General features: G+C 72.5%; 24 protein-coding genes. 13 read left to right on the plus strand and 11 right to left on the minus strand.

What is annotated here, in order from left to right:
- Positions 1 to 39 precede the first annotated feature (39 nt).
- Genes N542_RS23610 through N542_RS0105900 form a run of 4 tightly spaced genes read left to right on the plus strand, consistent with a single transcriptional unit; the run spans position 40 to position 2355 of the window.
- Positions 40 to 369: a WXG100 family type VII secretion target gene (locus tag N542_RS23610; RefSeq protein ID WP_036506562.1), complete on the plus strand. Its 330-nt coding sequence runs from the start codon at positions 40 to 42 to the stop codon at positions 367 to 369.
- Positions 369 to 656: a WXG100 family type VII secretion target gene (locus tag N542_RS0105890; RefSeq protein ID WP_036506565.1), complete on the plus strand. Its 288-nt coding sequence runs from the start codon at positions 369 to 371 to the stop codon at positions 654 to 656. The genes N542_RS23610 and N542_RS0105890 overlap by 1 nt, the downstream gene beginning before the upstream one ends.
- Entirely contained in the window at positions 641 to 2050 is a 1410-nt protein-coding gene (locus N542_RS0105895) for an RNase A-like domain-containing protein (protein ID WP_155992865.1), read from the plus strand. Before N542_RS0105890 ends, N542_RS0105895 begins: the two co-directional genes overlap by 16 nt.
- An 11-nt stretch (positions 2051 to 2061) precedes the next feature.
- The gene (locus N542_RS0105900) at positions 2062 to 2355 is read left to right on the plus strand and encodes a contact-dependent growth inhibition system immunity protein (protein WP_155992866.1); all 294 of its coding nucleotides are present in this window, start codon (positions 2062 to 2064) and stop codon (positions 2353 to 2355) included.
- A gap of 316 nt (positions 2356 to 2671) precedes the next feature.
- Here the strand turns inward: N542_RS0105900 and N542_RS27400 are convergent, their stop codons facing one another.
- Both N542_RS27400 and N542_RS27405 read right to left on the minus strand, forming a co-directional pair.
- A complete protein-coding gene (locus N542_RS27400) occupies positions 2672 to 2815 on the minus strand; it encodes a hypothetical protein (RefSeq protein WP_155992867.1) in 144 nt (47 codons plus the stop codon).
- A 72-nt stretch (positions 2816 to 2887) separates the two neighbouring features.
- The gene (locus N542_RS27405) at positions 2888 to 3049 is read right to left on the minus strand and encodes a hypothetical protein (RefSeq protein ID WP_155992868.1); all 162 of its coding nucleotides are present in this window, start codon (positions 3047 to 3049) and stop codon (positions 2888 to 2890) included.
- A 12-nt stretch (positions 3050 to 3061) separates the two neighbouring features.
- On the opposite strand from N542_RS27405, the gene N542_RS0105915 reads away from it, so the two are divergent.
- Positions 3062 to 3664, plus strand: a complete 603-nt coding sequence (locus N542_RS0105915) for a hypothetical protein (protein ID WP_028643134.1) — start codon at positions 3062 to 3064, stop codon at positions 3662 to 3664.
- Positions 3665 to 3668: 4 nt separating this feature from the next.
- Here the strand turns inward: N542_RS0105915 and N542_RS0105920 are convergent, their stop codons facing one another.
- The gene (locus N542_RS0105920; RefSeq protein WP_197025871.1) at positions 3669 to 4163 is read right to left on the minus strand and encodes a DUF4234 domain-containing protein; all 495 of its coding nucleotides are present in this window, start codon (positions 4161 to 4163) and stop codon (positions 3669 to 3671) included.
- Positions 4164 to 4268: 105 nt separating this feature from the next.
- On the opposite strand from N542_RS0105920, the gene N542_RS0105925 reads away from it, so the two are divergent.
- Positions 4269 to 4898, plus strand: a complete 630-nt coding sequence (locus N542_RS0105925) for a maleylpyruvate isomerase N-terminal domain-containing protein (RefSeq protein ID WP_028643136.1) — start codon at positions 4269 to 4271, stop codon at positions 4896 to 4898.
- A gap of 4 nt (positions 4899 to 4902) precedes the next feature.
- On the opposite strand, the gene N542_RS0105930 is transcribed toward N542_RS0105925, so the two are convergent.
- Together N542_RS0105930 and N542_RS0105935 are read right to left on the minus strand one after the other, a co-directional pair.
- On the minus strand, positions 4903 to 5292 hold the full coding sequence (locus N542_RS0105930) for a DUF2237 family protein (protein ID WP_028643137.1): 390 nt from the start codon (positions 5290 to 5292) through the stop codon (positions 4903 to 4905).
- 15 nt (positions 5293 to 5307) lie between these two features.
- Complete coding sequence (locus N542_RS0105935) at positions 5308 to 5748, minus strand: hypothetical protein (RefSeq protein WP_028643138.1); 441 nt, start codon at positions 5746 to 5748, stop codon at positions 5308 to 5310.
- A gap of 29 nt (positions 5749 to 5777) precedes the next feature.
- On the opposite strand from N542_RS0105935, the gene N542_RS23615 reads away from it, so the two are divergent.
- Entirely contained in the window at positions 5778 to 6200 is a 423-nt protein-coding gene (locus tag N542_RS23615) for an SHOCT domain-containing protein (RefSeq protein ID WP_036506567.1), read from the plus strand.
- Positions 6201 to 6216: 16 nt separating this feature from the next.
- Here N542_RS23615 and N542_RS0105945 read toward each other — a convergent pair whose 3' ends face one another.
- The 3 genes from N542_RS0105945 to N542_RS27410 are packed head-to-tail and all read right to left on the minus strand — an operon-like array spanning position 6217 to position 9627.
- On the minus strand, positions 6217 to 8424 hold the full coding sequence (locus N542_RS0105945) for a heavy metal translocating P-type ATPase (protein WP_028643139.1): 2208 nt from the start codon (positions 8422 to 8424) through the stop codon (positions 6217 to 6219).
- Positions 8425 to 8476: 52 nt separating this feature from the next.
- The gene (locus N542_RS0105950; RefSeq protein WP_028643140.1) at positions 8477 to 9466 is read right to left on the minus strand and encodes an aldo/keto reductase; all 990 of its coding nucleotides are present in this window, start codon (positions 9464 to 9466) and stop codon (positions 8477 to 8479) included.
- Between the two features lie 17 nt (positions 9467 to 9483).
- On the minus strand, positions 9484 to 9627 hold the full coding sequence (locus tag N542_RS27410; protein ID WP_155992869.1) for a hypothetical protein: 144 nt from the start codon (positions 9625 to 9627) through the stop codon (positions 9484 to 9486).
- A 59-nt stretch (positions 9628 to 9686) separates the two neighbouring features.
- On the opposite strand from N542_RS27410, the gene N542_RS0105960 reads away from it, so the two are divergent.
- Positions 9687 to 10019 carry a TfoX/Sxy family protein gene (locus N542_RS0105960; RefSeq protein ID WP_028643141.1) on the plus strand — a complete coding sequence of 111 codons (333 nt, stop codon included), beginning with the start codon at positions 9687 to 9689 and terminating at the stop codon, positions 10017 to 10019.
- Positions 10020 to 10022: 3 nt separating this feature from the next.
- Here N542_RS0105960 and N542_RS0105965 read toward each other — a convergent pair whose 3' ends face one another.
- Together N542_RS0105965 and rlmC are read right to left on the minus strand one after the other, a co-directional pair.
- Entirely contained in the window at positions 10023 to 10355 is a 333-nt protein-coding gene (locus tag N542_RS0105965) for a TraR/DksA family transcriptional regulator (RefSeq protein ID WP_028643142.1), read from the minus strand.
- Positions 10352 to 11482 carry a 23S rRNA (uracil(747)-C(5))-methyltransferase RlmC gene (gene rlmC / locus N542_RS0105970; protein WP_028643143.1) on the minus strand — a complete coding sequence of 377 codons (1131 nt, stop codon included), beginning with the start codon at positions 11480 to 11482 and terminating at the stop codon, positions 10352 to 10354. Before rlmC ends, N542_RS0105965 begins: the two co-directional genes overlap by 4 nt.
- Positions 11483 to 11572: 90 nt before the next feature.
- On the opposite strand from rlmC, the gene N542_RS23620 reads away from it, so the two are divergent.
- Positions 11573 to 13033: an MFS transporter gene (locus N542_RS23620; RefSeq protein WP_051551434.1), complete on the plus strand. Its 1461-nt coding sequence runs from the start codon at positions 11573 to 11575 to the stop codon at positions 13031 to 13033.
- Positions 13034 to 13187: 154 nt separating this feature from the next.
- On the plus strand, positions 13188 to 13610 hold the full coding sequence (locus N542_RS0105980; RefSeq protein ID WP_028643144.1) for a DoxX family protein: 423 nt from the start codon (positions 13188 to 13190) through the stop codon (positions 13608 to 13610).
- Here the strand turns inward: N542_RS0105980 and N542_RS0105985 are convergent.
- Positions 13607 to 14560, minus strand: coding sequence for a bile acid:sodium symporter family protein (locus tag N542_RS0105985; RefSeq protein WP_051551435.1), 954 nt, complete (start codon positions 14558 to 14560; stop codon positions 13607 to 13609). The genes N542_RS0105980 and N542_RS0105985 overlap by 4 nt on opposite strands.
- Before the next feature lie 147 nt (positions 14561 to 14707).
- Between N542_RS0105985 and N542_RS0105990 the strand changes: the two genes are divergently transcribed.
- Genes N542_RS0105990 through N542_RS0106000 form a run of 3 tightly spaced genes read left to right on the plus strand, consistent with a single transcriptional unit; the run spans position 14708 to position 17130 of the window.
- The gene (locus N542_RS0105990) at positions 14708 to 15103 is read left to right on the plus strand and encodes an ATP-binding protein (RefSeq protein ID WP_028643146.1); all 396 of its coding nucleotides are present in this window, start codon (positions 14708 to 14710) and stop codon (positions 15101 to 15103) included.
- Positions 15104 to 15148: 45 nt separating this feature from the next.
- The gene (locus tag N542_RS0105995; RefSeq protein WP_028643147.1) at positions 15149 to 16027 is read left to right on the plus strand and encodes a DUF1295 domain-containing protein; all 879 of its coding nucleotides are present in this window, start codon (positions 15149 to 15151) and stop codon (positions 16025 to 16027) included.
- The gene (locus N542_RS0106000; protein ID WP_028643148.1) at positions 16024 to 17130 is read left to right on the plus strand and encodes an NAD(P)/FAD-dependent oxidoreductase; all 1107 of its coding nucleotides are present in this window, start codon (positions 16024 to 16026) and stop codon (positions 17128 to 17130) included. The genes N542_RS0105995 and N542_RS0106000 overlap by 4 nt, the downstream gene beginning before the upstream one ends.
- The last annotated feature ends 1 nt before the right edge of the window (position 17131 follow it).

Below are 17131 nucleotides of genomic sequence, written 5' to 3' on the forward strand. Positions count from 1 at the left end.
ATCGACGAACGACGGTGTCCCCGGGCCGCTGGCCCGGGGATGCTGTCGTTCATCGGACTCGGGATCCTGACCGTCGACCACCCGGCCTTCCGGACCGCCGTCGCCGAGGTCGGCACAGCCGCCGCCCAGCTGCGCACCGACCGCGACGCCGTCGCCCGCCACGTCGACGCGCTGCTCGACGGCGGCTGGAGCGGACCGGCCGCGACGGCGTACGCCGAGGCCTGGCGCGAGTGGTGCGCCGGCGCCGAGCAGGTGCTCGACGGGCTGGTCACGATGGCGCGGCTCCTGGACGCCGTACACCTGGACCTGACCGAGCGTGACCTCGGCGCCGGCTCCGGTCTGGGGCGGCTCGCGGCGAGGCTGGGCTGATGTACGCCGTCGACCTGGACCTGCTCGACGAGACGACCAGCTCGATGGCGCGCTGCGGCGACGCGCTCGACGACCTGCTCGACGAGGTCTCGCGCCGGGTGACCGCGCTCCGGACGACGTGGGACGGGGCGGCGGCCCTCGCCCAGGACGAGGCGCAGTCGGAGTGGGAGGACGGCTTCCGGGAGATGCGCGAGGCACTGGCGGCGATGCGGGCGGCCGGCCGGGCCGCGCACGGCCACTACGGCGACGCGGTCGCGACCAACCTGCGGATGTGGGACCAGCTCTGATGCGCGTCGCGGTCAGCGAGCAGGGCTACTCCTCCGCGGTGGAGTCGCTCGTCGGCGGCAACGAGCTCGCCGCGCGCACGGCGACCCGGCTCGCCGGCCGCCTGCGCGCGTGCGCCGGGATGGCCGGTGACGACTCGACCGCGAGCGAGTTCGCCGCGTCGTACGACGCCGCCGCGACCGCGACGATCGCGGCGCTGGAGTCGACGGTCGGCGCCCTCGGGGTGCTCGGCCGGCTGGTCGAGGCGTCGCTGGCCAACCACGCGCACGCCGACGCCCGCTCGACCCTCCCCGGCTGGGCGCACGCTGCGGCCGGTCCGCCGACCGTGGCCGACCGGGCCGTCGGCGTACGCCTCGCGCCTCCGCCCTCCTCGCTCGGCGCGCACGACGACGGTCCCAGCGGACCGGCTGGACTGGTCCTCGACGTGCTGCAGGACGTGTTCTGGCCCAACGCCGACACCTCCCGCCTCCGCTCGGCCGCCCGCTCGTGGGCCGCCGCGGCCACCCATGTCGGCCTCCTCACCGCCCACTGCGACTCGGCGCTGGCCGCGCTTGAGGGCGAGCGGTCACCGGAGATCCCGGTCGCCGTCGGCGTGCTGCGCGACGTCCGCACCCGGGTCGGCGACCTCGCCGCCCAGCTCCAGGCGCTCGGCTCCGCTTGCAGCGAGTACGCCGAGCACGTCGACGCCAAGCGGGACGAGCTCCGCTCCCTCCTGGAGGACCTGGCTTGGGAGCTCGGCGCCACCGCCGCCGTCGGCAGTGCGCTCTCCTTCGTCTCCGGCGGCCTCGCCGCCGGCGCCGCGGGCAGTGCCGGCGCCGCCCGGATCGCCGCCGCCGGCAGCAGGGCCCGCGGGATCCTCGACAGCCTGCGGGTGCTCGCGGGCGGCACCGCCGTCACCGTGCGCCCGGTTGCCGTCACCGCGGGCGAGATCGGGGCGCGGACCGAGCAGATCAACAGCGCTCGCGTGATGCTCACAGAGGCGGGCGGACGCACTTCCGGTCTAGCTCACGAAGCGGGCCTCTGGCGCCCAGGCTGGCTGCGGGTTCACGAGATCAAGAACAGCCACACGCTGTCGGAGCATGTCAGTAGGTCGAATGCACAACTGCTGGAACGACTGGCGAAGCGGAGGATCCCGTACGCATCTACCTTCACCGATCAACGAACCGCAGAGCGCCTGATCGCGCGCACTATCGACAGACAGGCCGGAGCTGTCGATCGGTGGCTTCGAACCGGGACGCCCCGCATCAAGTTGGTCGACAAACTGGCGACGGCGACGGGACGGAGTGCTGGACGTGACGGCGTTGTCTCCGACGTGACCGGCATCAGAGTCGTGTTGGAGCGCGATCCGTCGATGTCCGAGGGCTTTAGGGTCTTGACTGCCTTCCCCCAACCGTGAGGAGCATCGACGTGAACGACGTGCCCGCACTTGACCAGCTGATGGGCGCCTACTTCCATCAAGACTGGGACGTTGACGGTGACGAGTGGGACGTCCTCGACCTGTTCCGCAAGGACGAACCTGGCCTGGCAGCGGCGCTTCCCGACGAGATCGAGCGCACTCTTGCGGACCATCCCGACGAAGCCGGCTTGAGGTCGCTCATCGTCGACGAGCTGGGTGGGAGTTACGCAGCTGACGGGGACGGCGGCACTTACCGCGAGTGGCTCACCCAGATCGCCGACCGCATCCGTACGACGCCAGCCTGACCCGAATCGGCTCCCTACTCCTCAGGCACTTCACCAACTTCTCGGGCTTTGCAGTGCCCGAGAAGTTAGGGGATACCCGGTTAACCGGGTATCCCCGGGGAGCCAGCCACGACTCCCGGTGACCGATCCACCGACGCACACCCGCACACCCGTGGATCTCCCACCGCTCAACGACCAGCAGGCCCGGGACGTCGTACCAGTCGTGGGGCCCACGACTCGTAGGACGCCCCGGGCCTGACGGACCGGCTGACGCGCTGACGGCCCTGACAGGCCTGACGGCCCTGACCGACCAGCGCCCGCGACGACGCACACCAGCTCATCGGAGGTGCGTGGTCAGCCGCAGCATCTCGAACTGGACGTCGCGCTGCTGCTGGGCGCGCATGGCCTGGAGGCGGTGGTGCTTGTCGACGCTCGACATCGAGCGCCACGCCCGGCGCCGCTGGAGCTGGATCGTCTTCATGGGTGAGTTCCTCTCGGGTGGTTGCCCGCCACCCTGGCGAGCACGCCCATCGTGGGCGCACCCGCTTGGAGCTCACTGGGAGTCGGCTTGGGACTCCTCGAGACGCTGGTGCAGCCGATCGCGGACCTGCTCCGGCGTCAGCTGCGCCCGTTGGCGCTGATCGCGCGCGATGATGGCCCCGGACGCGGCCACCCCTGCCAGCCCGGCCACACCGAGCACCTTCCACAGCTTCACGAGGACTCCTCCATGACCTTGACGCTCGACCAAGCGGTCGACCTCACCCGCACCGGCGACCTCTGGCTCTTCCGCGGGAGCTCGGCTGCCGACCACGCTATCCGGGTCGTGACCAACGCGCCGGTCAACCACGTCGGGATGGCGGTCGTCCTGGACGACCTGCCGCCGTTGATGTGGCACGCCGAGCTCGGCAAGGGCCTGCGCGACGTCTGGACCGACAGCCACCACCGCGGCGTGCAGCTGCACGACCTGCGCGAGGCGGTGGTCCAGTGGACCGGGCGCTACGAGCAGCAGGCGTGGCTGCGTCAGCTCGACCTGACGGTGACCCGCCAGATGGAGGACGGCGTCCTGCGGGCGATCGGCCGCCTCGACGGCACGCCGTTCCCCTCGACGGCCAAGCTGGTGGGGCGCTGGGCGCGAGGTCGGGTACGGCGCGCCGCGTCGGCCGAGCTCACCTACTGCGCCGAGGTCGTGGCGGCGACGTACGAGGAGATGGGGCTGCTCGGGAGCGACCGGCCCACGAACTACTACGACCCCGGGATGTTCTGGTCCGGCGACGACCTCGAGCTGCTCGGCGGTGCCGTGCTCGGCGGCGAGGTCGCCGTCCGGACCTAGAGCATCAGGCCGTGGCGCCCTGCGACTTCCAGTACTCGTTCAGCGCGCCGTTGGTCTTCACGAACCACACGATCGGGCCGACCAGGAGGAGCCACGCCAACAAGAGGTACCAGAGACCGGTCGCCGCGCCGACCGGCCGGGCCTGCCCCTTGCGCTCGTAGAGCCCGCCGACCTCGTTGGGGCTGATGAACGGCATCACGATGCCGACGACCAGCGCGAGCAGCAGGGCGATGCCGCCGCCGATCCCGTTGCCGCTGTGCCGCTTCATCTCGTCGTGGGTCTTGTAGTACCAGACGAGGGAGTAGATGCCGAGGGTCACCACCATGAGCAGGAAGCAGGTGCCGGTGCTGCGGATCTGGCCGAGCGGACCGTCGGCCGGGCCGCCCATCGGCGCCAGCGGGTAGCCCGGGCCGGCAGGCGCGGGAGGACCGCCGTACGGCGGCGGCGCGGCGGCCGGCAGGTCCGGCGTCTCGGCAGGCGGGTCGTAGCTCTCGGTCATGGATCAGTCCTCACGTCGTGGGCAGGCACCCCTGAGGTTAGGACCGGCGAGTCCGCACGGCGGGCAATTCGAGGAATCCCTCGGCTCGGAGCCGACAATGGACCCATGACCGGCCTGGAGGAGACCAGAGCGACGTACGCCGAGGCGAGCGCCGCCTTCCTCGCCCTGGCCGCCCGGCTCCCGGTCGAGCGGTACGCCGAGCCCGCCCTCGGCAACTGGGACCTGCGCTCCCTCGTGGGCCACACCGCCCGCTCCCTGATCACCGTGACGACGTACCTCAGCACCCGCGCCGACGCGGTGGAGACCGAGGACGCGGCCGACTACTTCGCGACCGTCAGCCGGCTCGTCCACGGCACCGTCCGCGACCAGGTGCACCTGCGCGGGGTCGAGGCCGGCATCGCCCTCGGCGACGAACCGATGACGGTGCTCGCCAACGCGCGCGACGAGGCGGAGATGGCGCTCGACCTGCTGGAGGGCACCGACCCGGTCGTCACCACGGCGGCCGGCGGGATGCGGGTCAGCGACTACCTGCCGACGCGCACCTTCGAGCTCACCGTGCACAGCCTCGACATCGCCCGCGCCACCGGCATCGACTTCGTCCCGCCCGCGGAGGCGCTCGCCGACACCCTCGCCCTGGCGAGCGCCAGTGCGCTGCGGCAGGGGTACGGCGTCGAGGTGCTCCTCGCGCTCACCGGTCGCCAGCCGCTGCCCGAGGGCGCGTCGGTCGTGCCGTAGGCGCTCAGAGCAGCGAGCTGGCGTCCCCGGGCACGTCGACCGCGTGCTCGCGCAGCGACGCGATCGGCACCAGCTCCAGGGTGCGCGCGTTGGTCGACGCGAGCACCACCGGCGGGGCGAGGCCGTCCTCGTACGCCTCCAGCCAGCGCGTCGCGACGACGCACCACCGGTCGCCGGGGTGCAGCCCGGCGAAGCCGTACTCGGGCCGCGGGGTCGACAGGTCGTTGCCGACCGCCCGCTGGTGACGCAGGAAGTCGTCGGTCACCACTGCGCAGATGCTGTGCAGCCCGACGTCCTCCGGCCCGCAGGTGCAGTAGCCGTCGCGGTAGAAGCCGGTGACCGGGTCGGTGCCGCACGGCTCGAGCTCGCCGCCGAGGACGTTCAGCTCGCTCATCGGGCCGGCCTCGGGTCAGTCCGCGAGGGACCAGACGCCGGGCTGCCCCTTCGTCATGATGCCGTCGGCGACCAGGGCCTGGCGGGCCCGCCGGGCGGCGTACCGCCACCGCAGCTCACCCTCCGGCGTCTTGTCGTGGTCCGCCGTGGTCAGCCGCTCGCCCACCGCGGTCTCCAGCGCGGCGAAGAGGTCGTCCTGCTCGAGGCTGCCGCCGTGCTCGCGCAGCACCTCGAGGATGTCGGGCTTGAACGCGTCGGGCGGGGTCCACTTGCGTGGGACCGCGCGCGCCGGCTGCGACGTCGACGTCGGCGTCGAGGTCGCCTTGCGGCGGGTGACGGGCGAGGCCCGAGGAGTGCTCACCCGGGCCGCAGCCGGAGGCGGCGGCGCCGGCGGGTTGCCGTGGATGCACGTGCTCCAGGGGAGGTCACACAGGTCGCAGTAGTCCGGCTCGCTCATCGTCGCCAGCCTAGCCGTACGCTTCGAACGTGGACGAGGAGAGTCGTACGGCGACCGGGCTGCTCGACGGCATGCCGGCACACATCGAGCTCACCGACGAGCGGCTGGTCGTGCGGATCGGCAGCGAGGCGGTCCCGCGCTACGAGGTCGCCTTCCACCAGATCACCGCCGTGGAGGGCCTGGCCGGACTGATGACCGGCTACCTCACCATCCACATGGGCGACGACAGGCTGGTCTTCTCCCGCATCGCCAAGGCCGACGTCCTGCCGATGGCCGACGCGCTGCGCACGCTGGTGGCGCACGCGGAGCCGGCACCCGACGAGCCGCCGGTCGACGGGCACCCGCCGTCGCCGCTCGACGAGCTGGAGCGGATCGGCCGGCTCCGGGACTCGGGAATCCTGACGCCGGACGAGTTCGACGAGGCGAAGCGCAAGCTCCTCGACCGGCTCTGAGCCTCCGGGCGGCGCCCTAGGACCTGCGCAGCCGCAGGGCGTTGGTCACCACGCTGACCGAGCTCAGCGCCATCGCGGCGCCGGCCAGCACCGGGTCGAGCAGGAGGCCGTGCCACCAGTAGAGCGCGCCGGCCGCGACCGGGATCAGCAGCACGTTGTAGGCGAACGCCCACACGAGGCCCTGCTTGATCGTCCGGACCGTGCGCCGGGACAGGTCGATCGCGGAGACGACGCCCTGCAGGTCCCCGCCGACCAGCGTGACGTCGGAGGCGGCGACCGCGACGTCGGTGCCGGTGCCGATCGCGATGCCGAGGTCGGCGCCCGCCAGGGCCGGCGCGTCGTTGACGCCGTCGCCCACCATCGCCACCACGTGACCGGCCGCCTGCAGCTCGGCCACCCGCGCCGCCTTGTCCGCAGGTCGTACGTCGGTCAGCACGTGGTCGATGCCGACCTCGGCGGCGACCGCGCGGGCGCTGGTCTCGTGGTCGCCGGTGACCATCCACACCTCGAGCCCGAGGTCGCGCAGCTGCGCCACCGCGGCCGCCGAGCTCGGCTTGACGGTGTCCGTGACCTCCAGGCGACCGGCGTACGCACCGTCCACGGCGACCAGGATCCCGGCGCCGTACGCCGTGACGCCGTGCGCCGCCAGGTGCGCCGCGTTGCCGGCGACCACGGTGCGGTCACCGATCTCGGCCACGACTCCGTGGCCGGGCGTGGAGTCGAAGCTGTCGACCGTCGGCAGGGTCAGTCCGCGCTCGCGGGCGGCCCGGACGACCGCCTCCCCGACCGGGTGCTCGCTGCCGACCTCGGCCGCAGCCACGAGCGCGACGAGCTCGTCGCTGCTCCAGGGGTCGACCGTCGTGACAGCGGCGAGGTCGGGACGGCCGCGCGTGATCGTGCCGGTCTTGTCGAGCACGACCGCGGTCAGCCGCCGCGCCGTCTCGAGCGCGAGGCCGTCGCCGATGAGGATGCCCAGCTCGGCGGCGCGTCCGGTGCCGACCATCACCGCGGTCGGCGTGGCCAGCCCGAGCGCGCACGGGCAGGCGATGATCAGCACCGCGATCGTCGTACCGATCGCGAGGGTCACCCGCTGCCCCTCCGGGCCGAACGTCAGCCAGCTGAGGAAGGTCACCAGCGCGACCACCAGCACCGCCGGCACGAACCACGCCGACACCTTGTCGACCAGCCGCTGGATCGGCGGCGCCGAGGCCTGGGCGTCCTCGACCAGGCGCACGATCTGGGCCAGCGCGCTGTCGGCGCCGACGGCCGTGGTGCGGACCACGAGGGTCCCGGTGGTGTTGACGGTCGCGCCGATCACGGCGGCTCCGACGGTCTTGTCGACGGGCAGGCTCTCGCCGGTGAGCATCGACTCGTCGACGGCGGAGCGGCCCTCGGTGACGACGCCGTCGACCGGCAGCTTCTCCCCCGGGCGGACCCGGACCAGGTCACCGACCACGACGCCGGTCAGGGGCACGTCGACCTCGACGTCCCCGCGCAGCACGCGCGCGGTCGCCGGGGCGAGACCCACCAGGGCCCGCAGGGAGGAGGCGGTGCGCTTCTTGGCCTTGAGCTCCAGCCAGCGGCCCAGCAGCACCAGGGCCACCACGATCAGGGCGGTCTCGAAGTAGAGGTGCAGCGGCAGCCCCCACCGCTCGGCGAGCTCCGGCCAGAGGACCACGAAGGCGCTGTAGCCGTACGCCGTGCCGGTGCCCAGCGCGACCAGGGTGTCCATGCTGGTGGTGCGGTGCTTGAGGTTGGTCCACGCCTGGCGGTAGATGTCCTGACCGGCCCAGGCCTGGACGACCGTGGCGACCACGAGCAGCACCGGCCCCAGCCAGCCCATCGGGTCGAGGTCGCCCGGCAGGTACATCACCGCCATCAGCGCCAGGCCCGTGACCAGGGCGACCTGCCAGCGCCGCCGAAGGGTGGCGATCTCCAGGTCGCGCCGGGCGTCGAGACCCGCGCCGGGGTCGGCGGTCAGCTCCGGCACGGCCGCGCGGACGGTCCCGCCGTACCCCGCCTTGGCGACCGCCGCCGAGAGCACGGTGGCGTCCACGGCCCGCGGGTCGTAGGTGACGGCGGCGGTCTCGGTCGCAAGGTTCACCGAGGCCTCAACCACGCCGTCGACCCGGGTCAGCGCCTTGGCGACGCGGTTGACGCAGGACGCGCAGGTCATCCCCTCGATGTCGAGGGTCGACTCGGCCAGCGTCTCCGTGGTGCTCACGAGATCGACGGTAACATACCCCCCAGGGGTACCCAAGGGCGTGCGTCGAGCGTCACCAGCGGCCGTGGACCGCCGCCCGGAAGTGCTCGTCGTAGATCCGGCGTACGCCGTCCAGCAGCTCCTGGGGCAGCGGGTCGGCGTCGCCGGCGGCCGCGTTGGCCCGCGCCTGGCCGGCGTTGCGCGCGCCCGGGATCACCGTGCTGACGCCCGGCTGCTGCCACGCCCACGCGAGCGCGACCTCGGCCGGACTGAGCCCGGTCGGGCCGACCTCGTCGATCAGGGCCGAGAACTTCCGCGCCGCGCGGACACCGGTCTCGAAGTCCACCCCCGCGAAGGTCTCGCCCACGTCGAAGGCGCTGCCGTCGCGGTTGTAGGTGCGGTGGTCGTCGGCGGCGAAGGTGGTGCTCTCGTCGTACTTCCCGGACAGCAGCCCCGACGCGAGCGGCACCCGCACGATGATCCCGACGCCGGCCTCCTGCGCTGCCGGCAGCACCGCGTCGAGCGGCTTGAGGCGGAACGCGTTGAGGATGATCTGGATCGAGGCCACCCCCGGGCGCGCGATCGCCGATAGCGCCTGGTCGACCGTCTCGACGCTCAGCCCGTACGCCGCGATCGCGCCCTCGGCGACCAGCGTGTCGAGGGCGTCGTACGTCGCGTCCGCGTCCACGGTCGCGCTCGGCGGGCAGTGCAGCTGCACGAGGTCGAGGGTGTCGACGCCGAGGTTGCGCCGGGACCGGTCGGTCCAGGCGCGGAAGTTGTCGAGGGAGTAGTTCTCGGGCACCTGGTCGAGCCGGCGACCCATCTTGGTGGCGACGGTGATGCCCTCGTGGGTCTGGAGGAACCTGCCGATCACCTGCTCGCTGCGCCCGTCGCCGTACACGTCCGCGGTGTCGAAGAACGTCACCCCCGCCTCGGCGGAGGCCTCCAGCACGGCGAGCGCGTCGTCCTCGGAGACGTCACCCCAGTCGGCACCGAGCTGCCACGTGCCGAGTCCGACGACCGAGATCTCACGACCGGTCCTGCCCAGGGTGCGCTGCTCCATGCACCGAGTCTGTCAGGTCAGGTGGAGCGCCCCAGGAGCAGGACCCGGGCATCCCTGGCCACCTGCTGGTGCTGGCGCTGGCGCAGGCCGGCGAGGCGGCGCTGCTTCTCGGCGGAGGTGAGCGAGCGCCAGTCCGGGCGCGGTGCGCTGAGGGTCTGCATGTCGGTGAGGAGCGGTCCGGCACCCGCGAGATACCAAGATCCGGGTGCAGAATCGACCCATGGCGTACGACGAGGCGCTCGCCGAGCAGCTCCGCGAGGTCGCGGCCGGTCTGCCCGGGATCAGTGAGCGGAAGATGTTCGGCGGTCTGGCGTTCCTGGTCCACGGCAACATGGCGGTCGCCGCCAGCGGCTCCGGCGGTCTGCTCCTGCGGGTGCCGCCCGAGCGCACGGCCGAGCTGCTGGGCGAGCCGCACACCGACGAGTTCGTGATGCGCGAGCGGTCGATGGCCGGGTGGCTGCGGGTGGAGCCGGGCGGGCTGGCGACGTACGACGACGTCGAGCGCTGGGCCGAGATCGGGCTCGACCACGCCGCGACGCTGCCACCGAAGTAGCAGCTAGCCGGCGCAGCCCACGCACGTCGTCGCGGTCGGCCGGACCTCGAGCCGGCCCTCCGGGATCGGCCGTCCGCACACCGCGCAGACGCCGTAGGTCCCGGCCGCGAGGCGCACCAGCGCGGCATCGACCTCGTCGAGGTGGGTCTCGGCCTGGTGCACCAGCGCGCCCACCTGCGAGCGCTCGAAGGCGATCGTCGCGCCCTCGGGGTCGTGCTCGTCGTCGGCGTTGCTGTCCTTCGAGGCCTCCACGAAGCCGCGGTAGTCGCCGCGCAGGTCGGCCAGCCGCTGCGTCGTACGACGCCGCTCGTCGTCGAGGCGGTCGCGGGCGCTCACCGGCGCCCCAGGAGGGTCAGCACCTCGTAGTGCCCCGTGTTGGGGAACATGTCCAGCAGCTGCCCGCGCACCGGCCGCAGCGACGGCATCGCGGTCAGGTCGGCGGCCAGGGTGGTCGCGTTGCAGCTGGAGTAGAGGACGTGCTCGACGCCGGAGGACTGCAGCCAGCCGCTCAGCTCCGCCCCGATCCCGCGCCGCGGTGGATTGACCACCACGAGGTCCGGGGGCGACGCGGAGGCGATTGCGTACGCCGTCGCGTCGCCCGCCTCGAAGCGCACGTCGCCGAGCCCCGCCTCGGCGGCCGTCAGCGCGGCACTCGCGACGGCCTCCCGGCTGACCTCGATCCCGGTCACCGCGAGACCCGGCCGCGCGAGCGACAGCGCGAACCCACCGACACCGCAGTAGAGGTCCCACATCGACGTCGGCGCGAGGTCGGCCGTCCAGGCGCGCGCCCGCGAGTAGAGCTCGCTCGCCATCGCGGTGTTGGTCTGGAAGAAGCTCTGCGGTCGCAGGTGGAGGTCGAGGCCGGCGACCCGCATCAGCAGGGTCTCCTGCTCGGTCAGCACGATCTCGCGCTCGCCCTCGAGCACGGCCTTGTGCTCGGGCTGGAGGTTGACCGACGCCACCACCAGTCCGGGGAGCGCCGCCTGCAGGGCGGGCAGGTGCTTGCGGATCCGCGCGAGCGGCTCCTGCGAGCGCAGCACGAAGCGCACCATCAGGCCGCCGTCCGGCGACTCCGTCACGAGCAGGTGCTTGAGCTCCCCGCGACGGCCCGGCACGTCGTACGGCGTGAGCGCGGCCGTGCGCACGAAGTCGGCCAGCACCGGGAGGGCCGCGCGGATGCCGGGCGTGTGCAGGGGACAGTCGCGCAGGTCGACCCCGCCGCCGGCCGGGTCCAGGATCCCGAGCGTCGGCTCCGACACCGAGCCGGTGACGACCATCTTCGCCTTGTTGCGGAAGCCGAGCTGGGCGCTGGGCACCGGCGGCTCCCAGGCGACGTCCACCAGCTCGGCGACCTGGCGCTGCTTGTCGGCCAGCTGCTCGGCGTACGGGCGGGCGAGCCAGCGGCACGACCGGCAGCGCCCCGCGTCGAAGTGGTGGCAGAGCTCGCTGATGGGGAGAGACATGGCCGGACCAGGCTACGGCGAGGGACGGATCACACCGGATTCGGGAAGGTTGTCGGAATCAACCGATGACGGGCAGAGTTAGACGCTGAGATGAATACCGCAATCGAGCGCCGCACCGACTACCGCCTCACCTTCCTGGTGCTGTGCGTGGGTGTCGCGTCCTTCTCCCTGCTCCAGTCCATGGTCAACCCGGTCCTGCCGACCATCCAGGCCGCGCTGCACACCGACCAGGCCACGGTCACGTGGGTGCTGACGGCGTACCTCGTGTCCGCCTCGATCTTCACCCCGATCATCGGCCGGGTCGGTGACAAGGTCGGCAAGGAGCGGATGCTGGTCGTGGCGCTCGGCGCGCTGGCCGTCGGGTCACTGCTGGCGGCGGTCGCCGGGACCATCGGCGTGCTCATCGCGGCCCGCGTGATCCAGGGCATCGGCGGCGGCGTGCTGCCGCTCACCTTCGGCATCATCCGCGACGAGTTTCCCCGCGAGAAGGTCGCCTCGGCGATCGGCATGGCGGCCGCGCTGCTCGCCGTCGGTGGCGGCGTGGGCCTGGTCATCGCCGGCCCGCTGGTCGACGCACTCAGCTACCACTGGCTCTTCTGGATCCCGATGGCGATGACCATCCTGGCCGCCGTCGCCGCGGCGGTGTGGGTGCCCGAGTCGCCGGAGCGGACGCCCGGCAGGATCAACGTCGGTACGGCGTTCCTGATGTCGACCTGGCTGGTCGCGCTGCTGGTCGGCGTCAGCCAGGGCCACCACTGGGGCTGGTCGTCGGGCAAGGTCATCGGCCTGTTCGTGATCGCCGCGGTCATGCTGCCGGTCTGGGTGATCGCGGAGGCGCGCAGCAAGGAGCCCCTCATCGACATGCAGATGATGCGGATCCCGACGGTGTGGACCGTCAACCTGGTCGCCCTGCTCTTCGGCATGGGCATGTACGCCATGTTCGCCTTCGTGCCGCAGTTCCTGCAGACCCCCGAGGCGGCCGGCTACGGCTTCGGCGCCTCGATCACCGAGTCCGGCCTGCTGCTGCTGCCGCAGACCGTCGCGACGTTCATCGGCGGCATCGCGGCCGGCCGGCTCGCGACCCGCTACGGCTCCAAGTCGCTGCTCGTCGTCGGCGCGACCCTGACCGCGATCGGCACCTTCGGGATGGCCTTCGCCCACGACGAGATCTGGATGGTCCTGGTCGAGACCACGATCCTGGGCCTCGCCTTCGGCCTCGCGTTCGCCGCGATGTCGAACCTGGTGGTCGCGGCGGTCCCGCAGAGCCAGACCGGCGTCGCCAGCGGCATGAACACCAACATCCGCACCGTCGGTGGCGCCATCGGCTCGGCCGTCATCGCCACCGTCGTCACGAGCAGCCTGCAGCCGAGCGGGGCACCGACCGAGTCGGGCTACACCCACGGGTTCCTGCTGCTGGCCATCACCTCGACGGCCGCGGCGGTCGTGGCGCTCCTGGTCCCGGTGGTCCGCGCGCAGACCCACGTCGTACCCGGCCCCCAGGCGGAGGCCGAGCGCCTCGAGGCCGAGCGTGCGGAGGCCGCTCGGGCCTGACGGGCCCGCATCACCGGCCCCACCGGCCCCTCCGGCCGGGCTCTTCCCGCACTTCTCGGGTGTTGCAACGCCCGAGAAGTGCGGGAATCCCCGGTGAACCGGTGATCCCGGCGAGGGGCCACCCCGCCCGTCCGCGTCCACTACGGTCGTGAACATGAGCCTCCTCTCCGCTCCCCCGACCTCGCGGCCACGGACCCTGGCCCGGATCCTGCTCGGCGCGATCCTGGTCTTCGCCGGGGTCAGCCACCTGACGTTCGCGCGCCAGGAGTTCGAGGCGCAGGTGCCGGACTGGTTCCCAGTCGACGACGACCCGGTCGTGGTCGTCTCCGGGATCGTCGAGATCAGCCTCGGTGCCGCACTGGTTGCCTTCGGTCGCGGGCGGGTGGGCGTCGGCTTCGTGGTCGCGGCGTTCTTCGTCGCGATCTTCCCGGGCAACATCGCGCAGTACGTCGACGGCGTGGACGCCTTCGGCCTCGACACCGACCAGAAGCGGTTCGCCCGCCTCTTCTTCCAGCCGCTGCTCGTGCTCTGGGCGCTGTGGTCGACCGGCGCCTGGCGGGACCGCCCCCGCCGCTAGACCCCGTCCCGGACCACGGGCTCCTCGGCGGGGCGGCGCCCCGCCGGCGGCCGCCGACGCCACCAGGTCGAGAGCGTGAGGCCGGTGATGACGTCCCACAGACCCCACATCGCGGCCACGAAGGCCACGCCGCCGAGCTCCCCGAAGAAGCTCAGCGCCAGCACCAGTGCGAGGCCGGTGTTGCGCAGGCCCAGTTCCAGCGTCATCGCGCGCACGCCCGGCTCCGGCAGCCGGGTCAGCCGGCCCGTGCCGTAGCCGACCAGCAGCGACAGGGCGTTCTGCACGACGATCGCGACCGCGACGACGCCGACGTAGTCGATGAACGTCGCGAGCTGCCCGGCGAGCCCACCGACCACGATCAGCAGCAGCAGCGTGAGCGCGGCCGGCTCGACGATCCTGCGGGCCCTCGCGGAGACCGACGGGCGCCGCCAGGCGATCAGGATCCCCAGGGCGAAGGGCAGCCCGATCAGGAGGATCGCCTCGCTGACCATGTCCCAGGGATCGATGTGCACGTCGCGCAGCAGGTCGTCGGCGGCGGGGTTGAGGCCGCACCAGAAGGCGAGCGCGACCGGGGTGACGACCACCGCGGCGATGGTCGAGACGCCGGTCAGCGAGACCGACAGGGCGACGTCGCCGCGCGAGCGGTGGGTCAGGATGTTGGAGAGGTTGCCGGCCGGGCAGCAGACCACCAGGATCATGCCGATCGCCACCGAGCCGCGCACGTCGAGCGCCAGCGTGAGCAGCACCGTCAGCGCCGGCATCACGACGTACTGCGCGACGAGGCCCGCGAGGATCACCCACGGGCGCCGGGCGACGTCGCGGAAGTCGCCGATCGTGGTGTCCAGGGCGATCCCGAAGAGGAAGAGGGCGACGATCGCCTTGACGGCGAGCTGGAAGCCACCGGGGAGCTGGAGGTCCAGCTGGTCGATGTCGGCGGCCCTGAGCAGCATGGCCCGAACACAACCACGGCCCCGCGCCGCGCGGGTGAGTTCCCGCACAATCTTCAACGATTCGGTCCAGCTCCGTTTCCGCCCCGCTGTACCGGGCAGACCCTCTGTGACCGCCGCAGCCGGTTGGTCGTGACATGAGGGGCAACGATGGAGACCACTGGGGGGCCGATGACGACGCGACTGCCACTGCCGCCGTCCGCGCAGACCGGCACCCTCGCCCGCCGTGCCCTGCGCCAGCTCCTCGAGACCACGGCGATCGACGAGGACACCCGCGAGACCGCCGTCCTGCTCGCCAACGAGCTGGTCACCAACGCGGTCGAGCACGGCCGCGGCACGGCGTACCTCGACGCCGCCGTGCAGACCCGCGCCATCCGGCTCGAGGTCACCGACTCCAGCACCGTGATCCCGCGTCCCAACACCGAGGTCAGCGACCTCGCCGAGCGCGGCCGCGGGCTGCTGCTGATCGAGGCCCTGGCCTCACGGTGGGGCGTCCAGCCCCGGTCCGACGGCAAGACCGTCTGGTGCGAGCTCGACATCGCCTGAGCGATCACCGGCGAAACAGGAACATGTTCTAGTAACGTCCGCGGGGTGAGCAAAGCCGCGTCGCTGACCCGTGTCCTCGTGGCGTACGTCGTCGCCATCGCCGTCGGTGCGGCCTGGCTCTACCTGGGGCCGGACACCGACCACCTGTGGCTCGACGGCCTGATCGCCGACGTGCTGGCCACGCTGGTGATCTTCGTGGCGAGCCGGATCCACCACAACTCCAGCTTCTACGACGCCTACTGGAGCGTGCTGCCGCCGCTGCTCGCGATCTACTGGTGGAGCGAGAGCACGCCCGAGGTCAACGACCTCCGCGCCGCGCTGGTCGTCACCGTCATCCTGGTCTGGGCGGTCCGGCTGACCGGCAACTGGATCTACGCGTTCCCCGGCTTCCCGCACGAGGACTGGCGCTACCCGATGCTCAAGGACGGCAAGGGCAGCCTGGAGCCGCTGGTCGACCTCCTCGCGATCCACCTGGTCCCGACCCTGCAGGTCTTCCTCGGCATGGTGCCGGTGTACGTCGCGGTCACCCGCACCGGCCGTGACGTCGGCTGGCTCGACGTCGTGGCCGTCGTGGTCGGCCTGGGGTCGGTGGCGCTGACCTACACCGCCGACCTGCAGATGTACCGGTTCGCGCGGACCAAGCAGCCCGGCCAGGCGATGGACCGGGGTCTGTGGGGCTGGTCCCGGCACCCCAACTACCTCGGTGAGATCGGCTTCTGGGTCTCGCTGGGGATCTTCGGTCTCGCGACGTCGCCCTCCGACTGGTGGTGGGTCTTCGTGGGCGCCGTCGCGATGGTCGCGCTCTTCCTCGGCGCCAGCATCCCGATGATGGAGGAGCGCAGCCTCGAGAGACGCCCCAGCTACCAGGACGTGATCGACCGGGTGCCCAAGCTGCTGCCGCGCCCGCCCCGGCGTACGGCGTGACGCGCGTCGTCGTCGCCGGCCTCGGCGACAGCGGCCTGCTCACCGCGATCCACCTGGCCAACCACGTCGACGTCGTCGGCATCTCGGCCAAGCCGGCGCTGGTCAGCGGCCAGGAGCTGGGCACCCGCCTGGCCCGCCCTGACGACTGGGCCCGCGACTACCTCGTGCCCTTCGACCGCTACCGCAGGCTGCGCGGCGTTCGCACCGTGCACGCCACCCTCACCGGTCTCGACCTGGCGGCGCGCTCGGTCGCCGTACGACTGGCCGACGGGTCGGCGAGCGCGGAGCCGTACGACGTCCTGGTCATCTCGACCGGGGTCAGCAACGGCTTCTGGCGCCGGCCCGACCTGCAGTCCGCCGGCGAGATCGACGAGGCGCTGCGCGCGCCCCACGAGCGTCTCGCCGCCTCCGGCACGATCAGCGTCCTGGGCGGTGGGGCGGCCGCGGTCAGCACCGCCGCCAACCTCGCGTCCACCTGGCCCGACAAGCAGGTGCACCTCTACTTCCCCGGCGATCGGCCGCTGCCGCGCCACCACCCCCGGGTCTGGACGACGGTCGAGGCCCGGCTCGCCGAGCGCGGCGTCGTGCTGCACGCCGGCCACCGCGCCGTCGTACCCGACGGCTTCGACTGCGACCGGATCACCGACGATCCCGTCGAGTGGAGCACCGGCCAGCCGGCCACGACCGCCGACGCCACCGTCTGGGCGATCGGCCGGGTCCGGCCCAACACCGACTGGCTGCCACCGGAGCTGCTCGACGCGGACGGGTTCGTCCGGGTCGACCCGGACCTCCGGCTCCCCGGGCTGGCCGGGCTCTTCGCGATCGGCGACGTGGCCGCGACCGACCCGATCCGCTCCTCGGCCCGCAACCGGGCCGACCGCCTGCTGGCGGCCAACATCCGCGCGTCGCTGAGCGGCAGGCCGCTCAAGGAGTTCAAGGCGCCCCGCGGTCGCTGGGGCTCGGTGCTCGGCGTCCAGTCCAACGGTCTGGAGGTCTTCGCCACCAACGGCAAGCCGTTCCGCTTCCCGGCGTGGTCGATCGACTCGGTGCTGCAGCCGTGGATCGTGCGGCGCGGGATCTACGGCGGCGTACGCCGTCCCTAGG

This window comes from Nocardioides sp. URHA0020, assembly GCF_000620705.1.
Classification (GTDB): Bacteria; Actinomycetota; Actinomycetes; order Propionibacteriales; family Nocardioidaceae; genus Nocardioides.